The organism is Myxococcus sp. RHSTA-1-4, assembly GCF_020037125.1.
Taxonomy (GTDB): Bacteria; Myxococcota; Myxococcia; order Myxococcales; family Myxococcaceae; genus Myxococcus.
In genome coordinates, this window is record NZ_JAIQDG010000026.1 from 137,759 (window position 1) to 150,930 (window position 13,172).

Consider the following 13,172-nt stretch of genomic DNA (forward strand, 5'->3'; position numbering starts at 1 on the left):
CCGTTCACCTCAGAAGCCCGCCTTGAGCCGCACTTCCGTCAGCTCCCGCCGGAGCATGCGCTGGAAGATGCCGGGGGCCACCCAGCTATACACCACCAATCCCAGCCACACCGTCTGCACCACCGTCGCCCCACCCTCCGAGCCCAGGTCCTCCGCGGCGAAGGTGGCCACACGTGACAGGACGTAGGCCACCAGCAGCACCAGCGTGCCGCGAGTGGTGCCCAGCGTCTCCATCCACGCGTTGTAGCGCCACCACAATCCCAGCCACCAGCTCCGCCGGGCCTTGATGGCCACCATCAGCCTCAGCGCCCCCGAGTCCGTCGCGTCCTGGCGCAGGGCCCACACCGCGTGCTCGTGGGCCTCGTCCAGCTTTCCGCGCCGCAGCAGCACGTGCCCCATCAGCACCAGGCCGTCCTCGTGCTCGGGAGTGAGCGCCAGCGCCTCGTGTGCCCGGCGCTCGGCTTCCTTCAGGTCTCCGCGCTCCAGCGCCTCCTCGCCCAGGTCCACCAGCGTGTCCGGGTCCGCCGCGTCCAGGCCGAGCGCGTGCAACAGCGCCTCGCGCGTCTCCTGACGCCGGCCCTGGAGGCTCCGCAGCCGGGCCTTGAGCCGCCACCAGGCGGGCACCTCGGGCTCCAGCTCCAGCAGGGTGGACAGGTGCTCCTCCGCCTCCTTGTGGAGGCCGCGCATCATCGCCACGGAGGCCTGCGCGGCGTGGCCCAGGGGCAGGTGCGGGTCCAGCTTCAGCGACTCGCGCGCCTCGTATTCCGCGGCGTGCAGGCGCTTCTGCCTCAGCAGGACGCGGGCCAGCAGCGCATGCGCCTCCGCGAGCGTGGGCTCCTCGGACAGCACCTGCCGCAAGGTCCGCACCGCGCCATGCAGGTCCCCGCGCTGGAGCTGCGCCCGCGCGAAGGACAGCAGCCGGTCCGAGCTCATCCGTTCCACGGCGTCATGCCCCCACGCATCACCACACCACCATCTGCCACAGCCAGCCGCCAAACAACTCGAGGACGCGCGGGTGCACCAGCGCCGCGCCAAACACCACGAACATCCCGTTGCGCACCGGCCCGTCGAAGTACTGGTAGAGGCCGAAGGCAGGCTGCTGCAGGTTGAGGAGCCAGTAGCCCAGGCCCAGCTTCAGCACCGTCACGCCCACCAGGAAGTAGCGCAGCGCGCCCTCCGGCAGCCCCGTCTTCTTGTGCAGCATCAGCAGGAAGAGGAAGAGGCCCAGCTTGAGGGGCGTGGCCAGCAGCACCACCAGCAGCTCGCGGCGCCGCGTGGCGCTGCCCATGGCCACGCCGTTGAAGGCGAACCAGGGCAGGGCCAGCCAGCTCCCCGCGAACATCAGCGCGAAGAAAGGCCAGATGGGGTTGACCACCCACTGCTGGAGGGCACCCGGCCGGGGCTCGTCGACGATGGCGTAGGTGTTCGCGCGCATGAGGTTCAGGACTTCCCGTGCGCCTGGAGGAAGCTCAGCACCTCGTCGTACTGGCCGCCCTCGTTGGCATAACGAGCGTAGTTGCGCGCGGTGGTGAGCCACTCCAGCACCGTGGGCTTCACCTCGCGCAACGCCGCCTTGAGGTCCTCGTCGCGCAGCGGCGACTCCGCGCCGGCGTCCAGGGAGCGCTCAATCGCCAGGTCGCTGGCCGTCTCCACCACGTGGGACAGGTCCGCGCCGGAGAAGCCCTGGGTGCGCTGGACGATGAAGTCCAGGTCCAGGTTCGCCTCCTGGGGCCGGCCCTTGAGCGCCAGCAGGAGGATGTCGCGGCGCGCGGGCGCGTCCGGCGGGGGGACGAAGAAGACGCGGTCGAAGCGGCCGGGGCGGCGGAAGGCCGGGTCGATGGCCCACGGCGTGTTGGTGGCGCCGAGCACCAGCACTCCCGAGTTCGTCTGCGCGAAGCCGTCCATCTCCGTGAGGAACTGGCTGACCAGCTTGCCGCTGGCGGCCTCGCGGCTGTACTGGCGCTTGGCGGCGAGCGCCTCCAGCTCGTCGAAGAAGAGGACGGACGGAGTGCTCTGGCGCGCCTTCTCGAAGAGGGCGTGCAGCTTCCGCTCCGACTCGCCGATGTACATGTCCAGCACGTCGGAGATGACGACGTTGAAGAAGTGGGCCTTGCACTCACCGGCGGTGGCGCGCGCCAGCAGCGTCTTGCCGCAGCCAGGAGGGCCATACAGCAGGATGCCGCCGCCCGCCTTGCGGCGGAAGCGCTCGAAGAGGCTGGGCTTCTGGAAGGGCTGGATGATGCGGCGGGTGACCTGCCGCTTCACCTCGTCCAGGCCGCCCACGTCCGCGAAGGTGATGGGCGGCAGCGGAGGAGCCACCGCGCGCGCCACGTCCTCCTCGGTGGTGTCGTCGTTGGAGATGACCCTCAGGCGGGGGCCGCCCTGCGGCGCCGGCACCTCCGCCACGCGAGCCGACAGGCGCGCGCGCAGGTCCATGTCCTCCAGGGTGGCGTTGGCCGTCACCGCGCGCTGGTACGCGGCGCGAGCGGCGTCCAGCTCCTCCAGCGCCAGGTGCGCGCGGGCGGCCCACAGGGCCTGCTCCGCGGTGGAGCCCTGGCAGAAGAGCAGCGCGCGGCGCGCGTCACCGCTCTCGAGCAGCACCTGGGCGCCGACGTGCCGGTCCTGCTCGGGCAGGTGCTCCGGTGCGCGCGTGCCGAGCAGCTCGCGGGCGGCGGGCAGCTCGCCACGGGTGAGGTGGGCGCGCAGCAGCAACGCCAGCAACGGGCCGTTGTCGGGACTCGCCGCGAGAGCGGCCTTCAGTGAGGAGAGGGTGGCGTCATCCATGGCGGAAGTGCCCTTCCCTTGCCACACCGAGGCGGATGGCACAACAGGAGGACAGGACATACACCGCCCGGGCCTACACCCGTTGTGAGGATTTGACGCGAGTGCACGCCCCGGGGATCGAACCCGGCGAAGTCGGTACGTCAGACCGATGCCGTCTCCAGCTGGCTCGGCGTGCATCGAATAACGGTCCTGGCAGGACTCGAACCTGCGACCCCTCGGTCCGCAACCGAGTGCTCTCATCCACTGAGCTACAGAACCAAAAGACTGCGAGAGTGCCTCGTACGGGAGTCGAACCCGTCTTTCCGCATTGAGAGTGCGGCGTCCTTCGCCGATAGACGAACGAGGCGGGAAGTGGGCGCCGGAAGCCGGCGCCGGGGCGCTAGAAGGAAGCGATTCCGTCCAGCAGTTCAGGCTCGGACTCGAGGTCCGGCCCAGGGTCGTTCAGGTGGATGAAGCGCATGGGACCTCCCACGAGTCGTGGTGGGGAAGAGCGCTCCGACAGGGAATCGAACCCTGTTCACACGGTAGACGGCCGTGCTGCGATCCAATCGCATCCCGGAGCAGGAAGGCACTGCGCACTACGGACTGCCATGCCGCGAGCGGGAGTCGAACCCGCACTCTCTGCACTCTGATTGCAGTGCCTCTACCGATTGGGCTATCGCGGCGTTGGAGTGGAACCACCGGGAATCGAACCCGGACCTCTCGGATGCGAACCGAGTGTTCTCCCGTTGAACCATGGCCCCAGGAGTCTTCTGTGTAGAGCAGTCGGCGGGACTCGAACCCGCGTCCACCTGAGTGGCGCTCAGGGGCCTCACCTCTCGGCCACGACTGCAAGGTGCTGCGTTGACCCGGAAAAGCGAGAGGCCGGGTCCCCTCTGGGAGCCCGGCCTCTGGTCTCTTCATGCCTCGTCGGGTGACGGGCACGGGAGGTCAGAGTCCGGGTGGACTATCGCCAGCGCGCTCTTCACGCAGTGCGACGGTCAGAGCGGTGGTCAGGCCAGCGAGCGCGAGCGCATCGATGCCGATGACAGTGTCGTTCAGGTTTTCGGGATTCATCGGGCTCGTCAGGTTCGCCGTGTTCATGGTCACCGCTCCTTTCAGCGAAAATAGACGCGCGGAAAATCCATCCCTGACACGCAACGGGTGTTTTCGAACGACCCGCCGGGAAAGCTAACCTCGGGCCATGCCCCTCTTGTCCGCCCCCCGAGCGCCCCGGGTCCGCGCGCGCCTGGCAGCCACGCTTCTCCTCGGCTGCTCCTGGATGTCCCTCTCCTGCACCGGCTCCGAACAGACTCCCGGGTACACCCCGGCACGCAGGACGGCCGAGAGCTCGAGTGAGTGCGAGCCTCCCGTCAACGGCCTCCGCCTGTGGCTCCGCGCGAGCGACATCCTCCTCGAAGACAACACTCCCCTGGCGAGCTGGCCTGACGCCTCGGGCCAGGGCGTCCACGCCGTCCAGGGCTCCACCAGCGCCCAGCCCCTGGTCCGGCAGGCCGCCATCGCGGGCCACGCGGCGATCGAGTTCGACGGCATCAACGACCGCCTCGACCTGACCACCCATGTCTTCGCCGCCGGCAGCCTCCCCTTCACCGTCCTCGCTGTGCTCCAGACGACCGACGCGAACGGCCATATCGCGGGTACCGGCTCATCCTCGGCGGGCTTCCTGACCACCTATGGCCGGGGTCTCACCGTCGTGTCGGGCAAGCCCACGGTCAAGACCAACTCGAATGGCAGTGGCCTGCTCCTGAGCGGCGCCGCCACGGTGACGGATGGGCAGCCCCGGCTCATCTCCACCGTCACCCAGACCGGAGGCAGCACCCTGTTCGTGAACGGCGAGCCGGCGGGGCAGTCGTCCGCGTCGCTCAATGCCTATGCCTATGGCAAGTCCACGCTGGGCGCCAGCGACGGCTCCAGTTCCGGCGCGTCCCAGGACCCCTTCGCGGGCCGGCTGGCCGAGCTGATGGTCTTCGACCGCGCGCTCAGCGACAGCGAGCGGACCACCCTCGAGCTGTGTCTGGGCGGGAAATACCAGCTCGCCATCACCCTCCCTCCAGGCTGCGATGGAGTCCCAGGCAGCGGCGCCATCGTCGATGCATGCGGGGTGTGCGGTGGCGATGGCGGCACCTGCACGGATGAAGCCGTCGTCCCGGAGGGTCGGGCCCTGTGGCTGAGGGCGGATGACCTGCTCGCGGCGGATGGCTCCGCGGTGACACGCTGGCCCGATGCCTCGGGCCAGGGCAGCCATGCCACCCAGGGCACACTGAACGCCCAGCCCCTGCTCCGGCGGAACGCGTTCTCCGGTCACTCGACCCTCCAGTTCGATGGCGTCAACGACCGCCTCGACCTGGGCTCCAACGTCTTCGCCAGCAACCGCTTCCCCCTCACCGTCTTCGTCGTGCTCCGCACGGCCGATGTGGCGGGGCACCTCGTGGGCACCGGCTCGTCCTCGGCGGGCTTCCTGACCACCTATGGCGGGGGACTGTTCCTCACGGCGGGACAGGCAGCGCTCAAGGCCAACTCGAACGGAGCGGGGCTGCTCCTGCCGGGAGCCACCGTCAACGACGGTCAGGTCCGGGTCATCTCCGCCGTGGCGCATGGAGGCCCCAGCGCCCTGTACATCAACGGCCAGTCCGCGGGCGAGTCCTACGCCCCGCTCAATGCCTACGCCTACGGCAAGTCCACGCTCGGCGCCAGCGACGGCTCCAGTTCGAGCGCGTCCCAGGACCCCTTCGCCGGTGAGCTGGCGGAGGTGCTCGTCTACCACCGGGTCCTTGGCGAGAGCGAGCGGACCCTCATCGAGCAGTACCTCGGAAGCAAGTATGGGGTGGCCATCACCGCGCCCGCCGGCTGCGATGGAGTGCCGGGCAGTGGTGCCGTCATCGACGCCTGCGGCGTGTGCGGGGGTAACGGCGGCTCGTGCGCGGATGAAGCCGTCGTCCCGGAAGGAAGGGCCCTGTGGCTCCGGGCGGATGACCTGCGCACGGCGGACGGCTCGCCCGTGGGCACCTGGGCCGATGCCTCGGGCCAGGGCAGCCATGCCACCCAGGGCACCGCGAGCCTGCAGCCCGTGTTGCGACGCGCCGCCATCGCGGGCCACGCGGCCATTCAGTTCGACGGTGTCAATGACCGCCTCGACCTGGCCTCCAATGTCTTCGCCTCCGGCAACTTCCCCCTCACGGTCTTCGCCGTGCTCCAGACGACCGACACGGAGGGACACATCGTGGGCACGGGCTCGTCCTCGGAGGGCTTCCTGACCACCTATGGCGCCGGGCTGACCTTCGTGGCGGGGAACCCCACCGTGAAGGCCAACTCGAACGGCAGCGGCCTGCACCTGTCCGCGGCGGCCCCCGCCAACGATGGGGCGACCCGCGTGCTGACCGCCGTGGCCCAGTCCGGAGCCAGCCGGCTGTTCGTCAACTGTGCCTCACAGGGCGCCTCTGCTTCCACGACGAATGCCTACGGATATGGCCGGTCCACGCTGGGCGCGAGCGACGGCTCCCAGAGCGGACAGTCCAGGGACCCGTTCGCGGGACAGCTCGCGGAGCTCATCGTCTATCGCCGCGCGCTCCTTCAGGACGAGCGCGCCGCCATCGAGGACTACCTCGCGTCCAAGTACGGACTGACGGGCTGCGTGCATGCGCCGCCCGACCCGGCGGCCTCCCTGGCGGAGTCCGCGACGATGTTCTGGCGGATGAACGAAGCAGGGACGGCCGCGCGAGCCGACCTCGTGAGCGGGTTGGACGTCATGCCCTTCCCCGCCGATGCGGCAGGCACCACGCAGGTGCAAGCCATCCAGGGCATGGGGCAGCAGGTGAACGGCCCCGCCGGGTACCACTTCTGGCGTCCCAGCGCGCCGCAGATGAGCCACGGTGGGGGAAGCTTCACCTGGGCGGGCTGGATGAAGCTCTCCTCGTTCTACGACAGCCAGACGTTCGTCGGGAAATGGAACAACGCGGCGGGCGGGAGGGAGTACCGCGTCTGGTACAACGCGTCCCTTCAGCGATTCGAGCTCCAGGTGTCGAGCACCGGAGGAGCCGGCACCGGGGAGATTGGCGGCGTCGTCCACCCCGCCACGGTGGCCCTGGACACCTTCTATTTCCTGGAGGCCTGGCATGACGCGCTCGGGAGAACGCTCAACCTGCGAGTCGGAACCACCACCGACCGCGGAGGGGTGGCGTCGAGCCCCTGGACGGCGGGAGTCCATGTGAGCTCCGCCGACCTGAACCTGGGCGCCCACAACACCTGCCAGGACGCCCACCTGCACGGGACGCTGGACGCCATCGGCTACTGGAAGCGGGTGCTGACCGAAGCGGAGAGTCAGCGACTGTGGAATGGTGGCGCGGGCTTCGAGCCCTGAGCACGGGTGCGCGATGACGGCTGGCGGGACGACGACGGGTTACATCCAGTGGGCGCCTCCCGCCGGCCTGGCGGAGGCGGTGGACGCCTTCTGGCGCTACACCGCGCCGCCCCGCGGCTCGGGCGCCGGCCTCACGCAGAGCCGCATCCTGCCGGACGGCTGCACCGACCTCATCTTCCAGTTCCGCGACGCGGGCGGCCCCACGTGGCTGGCCGGCCCGAGCCTCTCCGTCGTCGGCCCCATGGAGCGCTTCGCCCTCGTCGACGTCGAGCCCGGCGCGGTGAGCTTCGGCGTCCGGCTGAAGCCCGGCTGGGCGCATCCCCTGCTCGGCGTGAGCCCGCGTGAGTTGTGTGGCCTCCATGTCCCCGTGGAGGACTGCGCGCCGGCCTTCGTCCAGCTCCAGCGGCGGCTCGAGGACTGTCCCTCACCGGCGCGCGCGCTGGCCCTCCTCCAGGAGACCTTCGCGCATCGGCTGGCGTCGCCCCTGACCGAGCCCCGCCCTCGCGTCACGCAAGCCCTGCGCTGGCTCCAGTCCTCGGGAGGACAGGTGCGCATGTCCACGCTGGCGCGAACGCTGGGCGTCAGCGAGCGCACCCTGCACCGCGACGTGCTGGACGAGGCGGGCGTACCGCCGAAGCGGCTCGCCCGGGTGCTCCGCTTCCAGCGCGCCGTGTCGCTGCTGCGCTCCGGCGCGGAGGAGGACCTGGCCTCGGTGGCGCTCGCGTGCGGCTACTCGGACCAGGCGCACCTGTCACGCGAGGTCCGCGAGCTGGCGGGCGTCACGCCCACGGCGCTGCTGGAATGAGCCCTGTCCGATTCCTTCAAGACAGGCGGGGGCGCATCGTGCGAACACCCCGCACGCTGTTCCCCTACCCGCATCGGAGTGCATCGCCATGAAGCTCGGCTACGTCATCCTCTACGTCCAGGACGTGCCCGCCACCGTCGACTTCTACGAGAAGGCCTTCGGCCTGCAACGCCGCTTCCTTCACGAGAGCAACACCTACGCGGAGATGGAGACAGGAGCCACCGCGCTCGCCTTCGCGGTGGAGGGCCTGGCGAAGGAGAACGGCCTCACCGTGCGCCCGAACCGGGCGAAGGAGGACGCGGCCGCGGTGGAGGTGGCGCTCGTCACGCCGGAGGTGCAGGCCGCCTTCGAGCGCGCGGTGAAGGCCGGCGCCCGGCCCGTCCAGCCTCCCAGGCAGAAGCCCTGGGGGCAGACGGTGGCCTACGTGAGGGACCTCGACGGAGTCCTGGTGGAGCTCTGCACGCCAATGTCCGCTTGAGTCGAGTGGAACCACCGGGAATCGAACCCGGACCTCCCGGACGCCAGCCGGGTGCTCTCCCGTTGAGCCATGGCCCCATGAAGCAGGGTGTTTCGAGTCGGGATGACTGGATTCGAACCAGCGACCTCGCGCACCCCAAGCGCGCGCTCTTGTCCAAGCTGAGCTACATCCCGAGGACTGCCATACCGCGGGCGGGAGTCGAACCCGCAACCTCTGCGTTCTGAGCGCAGCGCCTCTACCAGTTGGGCTACCGCGGCGTGCTGTACGACTAGAGCGGTCGGCGGGACTCGAACCCGCGTTCTCCTGAGTGGCGCTCAGGGGCCTCGCCTCTCGGCCACGGCCGCATGTGTTGCATTGCTGCGTGAGTACCCCGTACGGGAGTCGAACCCGTCTCTCCGCATTGAAAGCGCGGCGTCCTACGCCGATAGACGAACGGGGCAGCGGGTACTGCGTGGACCCGGAAACGAGAGAGGCCGGGTTCCCCTCTGGGAGCCCGGCCTCTGGTCGCTTCGTGCCTCGTCGGATGACGGGCGCGGAGGGTCAGAGTCGTCCGGGCGGTTCACCGCCGGCGGCGGGTCCCAGCAGCGCGGGTTCAAGAGCGGTGGCCAGGCCGGCGGGCGCGAGCGCATCGATGCCGATGACAGTGTCGTTCAGGTGCTCGGGGTTCATCGGGCTCGTCAGGTTCGCCAGCGTCATGGTCACCGCTCCTTTCAGTGGGAAATGACGCCGCGGCGGATTCATCCCTGACACGGAAGTGATTTCTCCTTCCTCCAGCGGACATCCGGCCGGGGACTCCGCCGGGCCCGGGCCCCCCCGGGGCTGACCGGGAGGGGGCAATGGGGGTAAGAGAAGGGAGGAGCCCGCGCCGCACCCGTCCCCCCCGGGCCGAAGGGGCACGGGCGCGGCCTACCCCCCCGATGAAGACCGCCTCCCCCCTCCTCGCCTTGACCGCCGTGCTCGCCGTGTCTGGCTGCTCGGCGTCCGACGCCCCCTGCATCACCCCCCCCTCCATCGGCGGCAACACGAGCGTCAGCCCCCCCGCGTACGAGGTGGATTCCTCGGCCACCCTCCACGTCTCCCCCTTCCAGACCTTCGCCTGTAGGGACGACACCCGCGCCTCCCAGCTCCCGGACAGCGTCACCGCGCAGGTGTTCGACCCGGAGAACACGGAGCTCCCCGTCGAGGTGAGCCTGAGCGGGGGCGGCTCGTCCGCCATCCTCCGCTTCACGCCGAGGATGGCCGGCCGCCACCACGTCCTCGTCGCCTTCGCGCCGGTGGGCAGCGTCCAGCAGTTCGGCGCCTACGTGGCGCGGCCCTGGAGGGGAAGCAACAGCTCCATCACGCTGCCGCTGCCCCGGTGCACACAGCTCGACCGCACCGCGCGGGGGACCTGGCTGTGTGACGGGGTGGCGCTGCGCGAGCCCAACGCGAAGGCCGTGCGGTTCAGCACCTCCACCGTGGCCCCGGACGTGGCCATCTCGGGGAACGTCGTCTGGGTGGTGGGCGAGGGCAGGGTGCGCCGCTTCGTCGACACCGGCACCGACCTGGAGCTGACCGGCTCGCTCCTGCTCAGCCAGTCGCTGCCGGCCATCCAGAGCCGGCTCGCCACGGAGAACGAGCTGCTGGTGCTCGACGCCCGGTCGCTGCACCGCTTCACCTTCACGGACACCGGCGTCCTCGCCGCCGCGGGCGCCACCCCCTGGCCCTCGGGCGCCACGGTGCCCTTTGGCATCGACAGCGTGACGGGGCTGCTGGTGCGCGTGGCGGAGGACCGGCTGATGGTGGTGCAGATGGAGCGGGCTCCGGACAGCCGCGCGTGCCCGTTCCAGCTCGGGCCGGACGGCGTCTACACCGCCGCGCCCGAGCCCTGCCAGCCGCTGCCCGGCCTGCCGGTGGGCTACGCGGAGGGCACCGTGTGGACGCGCGTCGGGGACCCCTTCCAGGCCCCCTTCGGACAGACGCTGCACCTGTGGAAGGCCCGGAAGGGGGCACTGGTGGAGCAGGGCACCCTGGCGCTGGACGCGCCGGTGCAGGGCGTCCTGTCGCCGCTCCGCGCCGGCTTCATCATCCCCGACGTCCAGCTCGGCTCGTACCCGGGCGCGTTCTCCGTGATGCCGGTGGAGCCCACGCTGCCCGGCCCCCTGGGGCTGGAGCGGCTCCCCGGCACCTCGAGCCTGGCCCAGGAGCTGCGCACCGTCTCCCCCCGCTTCTACTGGGAGGGGGACAACCGGCCGACCAACGGCAGCACCGTGATTTTCGAGCGGCCCGCCGGCTGACTTCCGGCGTTTGTTGGAGCCCACACGGGCGGTGTGAATCCCGGCCCGGGGCACGGCCGCGAGAAAAAGCGCGGAATGTCGCTTGCCTGCCTCTCGCCGTGCCCGCCGCCCGGGTGTAGAGAGGCGGCGCGCCGCGTCGTCCCGACGCACGCTCCACCGACCGGAGGTGAGCCGATGATGGAAAGCCCTCAGAGCGCTTCGCTCTCCGTGGAGGAGCTCTACGAAGCCTGGCCGGTGCTCTCCATCGACGAGCGCCTGGAGGGCTTCCGGCTGCTGCCCCCCGCGGTGTCGGACGACTTCTTCATCAGCCTGTCCGCGAGGGACCAGGCGGAGCTCATCCTCCACCTGCCCGCCGCCGAGCGCCGCCCCTGGGTTCGGCTCCTGCCGCCGGACGACCTGGCGGACCTGGTGCAGGCGGTGGAGCCCGAGCAGGCGGAGGCCATCCTCTCGCAGCTCGACGATGCCAGCCGCCGCGAGGTCAACGTGCTGCTGGCCTACGCGGAGGACGACGCGGGTGGTCTGATGAACCCGCGCTTCGCCCGCGTGCGGCCGGACATGAGCATCGACGAGGCCATCGGCTACCTGCGCAAGCAGGCGCGGGAGAAGGTGGAGACCGTCTATTACGCCTATGCGCTGGACGCCGGGCAGCACCTGCTGGGCGTGCTGTCCCTGAGGCAGCTCTTCCAGGCCGCCCCCGACAAGAAGGTGGCGGACGTCATGCAGCGCGACGTCGTCACCCTGGCGGAGCAGACGGACCAGGAGGCGGTGGGCCGGCTCTTCAGCGAGCACGGCCTCATGGCCCTGCCGGTGCTCGACGAGCAGGGCCGGATGAAGGGCATCGTCACGGTGGACGACATCGTCGACGTCGTCCAGGAAGAGGCCACCGAGGACATCCAGAAGGTCGGCGGTATGGAGGCCCTGGAGGCGCCCTACTTCGAGGTGGGCTTCTTCGGCATGCTGAAGAAGCGCATCGGCTGGCTGCTGGTGCTCTTCCTCGGGCAGATGCTCACCGCCACGGCGATGAGCAGCTTCGAGGACGAAATCGCCAGCGCGGTGGTGCTGAGCCTCTTCGTGCCGCTCATCATCTCCTCGGGCGGCAACTCCGGCAGCCAGACGTCCACGCTCATCATCCGCGCGCTGGCGCTGGGGGAGATGCGGCTGAAGGACTGGTGGCGCGTGGCCCGCCGCGAGGCGCTGTCCGGCCTGGTGCTGGGCCTGGTGCTCGGGCTGGTGGGCCTGTTGCGCATCGTCATCTGGCACGGCCTCTCCGGCTCGTACGGCGAGCACTTCTTCATGCTGGGAGTCGCGGTGGCCCTGTCCGTGCTGGGCGTGGTGACGTTCGGCACGCTGGCGGGCTCCATGCTGCCGCTGGTGCTGCGGCGCTTCGGCTTCGACCCCGCGAGCGCGTCCGCGCCCTTCGTGGCCACACTGGTGGACGTCAGCGGCGTGGTCATCTACTTCACCGTCGCCAGCCTGATTCTGCGCGGTACGCTGCTCTGAGATTCCGGGGCCGGCGGTGGCTGCCTCCCCCGGCGGAGGCCCAGCCATGATTCGCACCACCCAGCGGCGCACCCTCACCCTGGAGGCTCCGGAGGAGCCCGGACGCCCCGCGCACGTGTCCGCGGCCAGCGGGCTGGTGCGCGTGGGGCCATGGCTCTACATCGTCGCGGATGATGCCCTGCACCTGGCCGTCTTCCCCGCCCGGGGCGACGCGCCGGGGCACAGCGTGCGCCTCTTTCCGGGCGGGCTCCCGGAGGAGCCGAAGGCGCGCAAGGCGGCCAAGCCGGACCTGGAGGTGCTGTGCCTGCTGGGCCCGCTGGCGGATGCGCCGCATGGGGCGCTGCTGGCGCTGCCCTCGGGCTCCACGGAGCAGCGGCTGCGCGGGGCAGTGGTGCCGCTGGCGGCGGACGGGACGCTGGCGGGCGGCGTGAGGACGGTGGACTGCTCGGCGCTGTACGCGCAGCTCTCGCGGGAATTGGGGCCGCTCAACATCGAGGGCGCCGCGGTGGTGGGCGGGCGGCTGCGGCTGCTCAACCGGGGCAACGGGGACACGGGCGCGGACGCGCTGGTGGACCTGGACCGCGAGCGCACGCAGCGCGGGCTGGAGGTGGGCGCGCTGGGCCCGGACGTGGTGCGCACGACGCGGCGCTGGGAGCTGGGCCGGGCCGGCGGGGTGCGCCTGTCCTTCACGGATGCCTCGCCGCTGCCGGACGGGCGGCTGGTGTTCACCGCCGCGGCCGAGGACACGCGCGACGCGTACGCGGACGGGCCGGTGGCGGGCTCGGCCGTGGGAGTGCTGGCGCCGGACGGGACGCCGGTGTTCCTGGACGCGGTGGACGCGAAGGTGAAGCTGGAGGGCGTGGACGCGCGGGTGGAGGGCGGACGCGTGCACCTCCTGCTGGTGGCGGACGCGGATGACCCGGCGGTGGCGGCGCCCCTGCTGGAGGCGGTGCTGGACGTGCCGGCGTAGGC

General features: G+C 70.7%; 11 protein-coding genes and 11 tRNA genes. 6 read left to right on the forward strand and 16 right to left on the reverse strand.

All coding sequences use genetic code 11. The annotated features are described in order from the left end of the window. Positions 1 to 9: 9 nt before the first annotated feature. The 10 genes from K8638_RS30540 to K8638_RS30585 all read right to left on the reverse strand — a co-directional run bounded on the left by K8638_RS30540 (position 10) and on the right by K8638_RS30585 (position 3,867). Positions 10 to 933 carry a lipopolysaccharide assembly protein LapB gene (locus K8638_RS30540; protein ID WP_223758239.1) on the reverse strand — a complete coding sequence of 308 codons (924 nt, stop codon included), beginning with the start codon at positions 931 to 933 and terminating at the stop codon, positions 10 to 12. Between the two features lie 28 nt (positions 934 to 961). Beyond that, positions 962 to 1,435: a hypothetical protein gene (locus K8638_RS30545; RefSeq protein WP_223758207.1), complete on the reverse strand. Its 474-nt coding sequence runs from the start codon at positions 1,433 to 1,435 to the stop codon at positions 962 to 964. Positions 1,436 to 1,440: 5 nt separating this feature from the next. Continuing rightward, entirely contained in the window at positions 1,441 to 2,784 is a 1,344-nt protein-coding gene (locus K8638_RS30550) for a 26S protease regulatory subunit (protein WP_223758208.1), read from the reverse strand. Positions 2,785 to 2,886: 102 nt separating this feature from the next. Then, positions 2,887 to 2,959 (reverse strand) — tRNA-Val (locus K8638_RS30555). Between the two features lie 9 nt (positions 2,960 to 2,968). Then, positions 2,969 to 3,042 (reverse strand) — tRNA-Arg (locus K8638_RS30560). 15 nt (positions 3,043 to 3,057) lie between these two features. Next, a tRNA-Glu gene (locus K8638_RS30565) sits at positions 3,058 to 3,130 on the reverse strand. A 245-nt stretch (positions 3,131 to 3,375) separates the two neighbouring features. After that, a tRNA-Leu gene (locus K8638_RS30570) sits at positions 3,376 to 3,449 on the reverse strand. A 7-nt stretch (positions 3,450 to 3,456) separates the two neighbouring features. Next, positions 3,457 to 3,527: transfer RNA gene (locus K8638_RS30575), tRNA-Ala, on the reverse strand. 17 nt (positions 3,528 to 3,544) lie between these two features. Continuing rightward, a tRNA-Gly gene (locus tag K8638_RS30580) sits at positions 3,545 to 3,616 on the reverse strand. A 98-nt stretch (positions 3,617 to 3,714) separates the two neighbouring features. Continuing rightward, a complete protein-coding gene (locus tag K8638_RS30585; protein ID WP_223758209.1) occupies positions 3,715 to 3,867 on the reverse strand; it encodes a hypothetical protein in 153 nt (50 codons plus the stop codon). A 178-nt stretch (positions 3,868 to 4,045) separates the two neighbouring features. Here K8638_RS30585 and K8638_RS30590 point away from each other — a divergent pair, with 178 nt between their 5' ends. The 3 genes from K8638_RS30590 (at position 4,046) to K8638_RS30600 (ending at position 8,424) form a co-directional block, all read left to right on the forward strand. Continuing rightward, entirely contained in the window at positions 4,046 to 7,141 is a 3,096-nt protein-coding gene (locus tag K8638_RS30590) for a LamG domain-containing protein (RefSeq protein WP_223758210.1), read from the forward strand. A gap of 13 nt (positions 7,142 to 7,154) precedes the next feature. Beyond that, complete coding sequence (locus K8638_RS30595) at positions 7,155 to 7,946, forward strand: AraC family transcriptional regulator (protein WP_223758211.1); 792 nt, start codon at positions 7,155 to 7,157, stop codon at positions 7,944 to 7,946. Positions 7,947 to 8,034: 88 nt separating this feature from the next. Further along, positions 8,035 to 8,424 (forward strand): VOC family protein, encoded by a 390-nt coding sequence (locus tag K8638_RS30600; RefSeq protein ID WP_223758212.1) that lies wholly within the window; start codon positions 8,035 to 8,037, stop codon positions 8,422 to 8,424. 6 nt (positions 8,425 to 8,430) lie between these two features. Here the strand turns inward: K8638_RS30600 and K8638_RS30605 are convergent. From K8638_RS30605 to K8638_RS30630, 6 genes are all read right to left on the reverse strand, one after another. After that, positions 8,431 to 8,501, reverse strand: a tRNA-Ala gene (locus K8638_RS30605). 20 nt (positions 8,502 to 8,521) lie between these two features. Continuing rightward, a tRNA-Pro gene (locus K8638_RS30610) sits at positions 8,522 to 8,597 on the reverse strand. A 10-nt stretch (positions 8,598 to 8,607) separates the two neighbouring features. Further along, positions 8,608 to 8,681 (reverse strand) — tRNA-Leu (locus tag K8638_RS30615). A 15-nt stretch (positions 8,682 to 8,696) separates the two neighbouring features. Then, a tRNA-Gly gene (locus tag K8638_RS30620) sits at positions 8,697 to 8,768 on the reverse strand. Positions 8,769 to 8,790: 22 nt separating this feature from the next. Beyond that, positions 8,791 to 8,863 (reverse strand) — tRNA-Glu (locus K8638_RS30625). 101 nt (positions 8,864 to 8,964) lie between these two features. Beyond that, entirely contained in the window at positions 8,965 to 9,120 is a 156-nt protein-coding gene (locus tag K8638_RS30630; RefSeq protein WP_223758213.1) for a hypothetical protein, read from the reverse strand. Between the two features lie 221 nt (positions 9,121 to 9,341). Here K8638_RS30630 and K8638_RS30635 point away from each other — a divergent pair, with 221 nt between their 5' ends. The 3 genes from K8638_RS30635 (at position 9,342) to K8638_RS30645 (ending at position 13,170) form a co-directional block, all read left to right on the forward strand. Beyond that, entirely contained in the window at positions 9,342 to 10,700 is a 1,359-nt protein-coding gene (locus K8638_RS30635; RefSeq protein ID WP_223758214.1) for a hypothetical protein, read from the forward strand. A 174-nt stretch (positions 10,701 to 10,874) separates the two neighbouring features. Then, positions 10,875 to 12,200 carry a magnesium transporter gene (mgtE, locus tag K8638_RS30640; protein ID WP_223758215.1) on the forward strand — a complete coding sequence of 442 codons (1,326 nt, stop codon included), beginning with the start codon at positions 10,875 to 10,877 and terminating at the stop codon, positions 12,198 to 12,200. Between the two features lie 46 nt (positions 12,201 to 12,246). Beyond that, complete coding sequence (locus K8638_RS30645) at positions 12,247 to 13,170, forward strand: hypothetical protein (RefSeq protein WP_223758216.1); 924 nt, start codon at positions 12,247 to 12,249, stop codon at positions 13,168 to 13,170. The last annotated feature ends 2 nt before the right edge of the window (positions 13,171 to 13,172 follow it).

Coding starts and splice junctions, on each gene's coding strand:
- mgtE (WP_223758215.1), top strand. CDS start 10,875: ATGATGGAAAGCCCTCAGAGCGCTTCGCTCTCCGTGGAGGAGCTCTAC.
- K8638_RS30600 (WP_223758212.1), top strand. CDS start 8,035: ATGAAGCTCGGCTACGTCATCCTCTACGTCCAGGACGTGCCCGCCACC.
- K8638_RS30550 (WP_223758208.1), bottom strand. CDS start 2,784: ATGGATGACGCCACCCTCTCCTCACTGAAGGCCGCTCTCGCGGCGAGT.
- K8638_RS30545 (WP_223758207.1), bottom strand. CDS start 1,435: ATGCGCGCGAACACCTACGCCATCGTCGACGAGCCCCGGCCGGGTGCC.
- K8638_RS30635 (WP_223758214.1), top strand. CDS start 9,342: ATGAAGACCGCCTCCCCCCTCCTCGCCTTGACCGCCGTGCTCGCCGTG.
- K8638_RS30645 (WP_223758216.1), top strand. CDS start 12,247: ATGATTCGCACCACCCAGCGGCGCACCCTCACCCTGGAGGCTCCGGAG.
- K8638_RS30630 (WP_223758213.1), bottom strand. CDS start 9,120: ATGACGCTGGCGAACCTGACGAGCCCGATGAACCCCGAGCACCTGAAC.
- K8638_RS30540 (WP_223758239.1), bottom strand. CDS start 933: ATGAGCTCGGACCGGCTGCTGTCCTTCGCGCGGGCGCAGCTCCAGCGC.
- K8638_RS30585 (WP_223758209.1), bottom strand. CDS start 3,867: ATGAACACGGCGAACCTGACGAGCCCGATGAATCCCGAAAACCTGAAC.
- K8638_RS30590 (WP_223758210.1), top strand. CDS start 4,046: ATGTCCCTCTCCTGCACCGGCTCCGAACAGACTCCCGGGTACACCCCG.
- K8638_RS30595 (WP_223758211.1), top strand. CDS start 7,155: ATGACGGCTGGCGGGACGACGACGGGTTACATCCAGTGGGCGCCTCCC.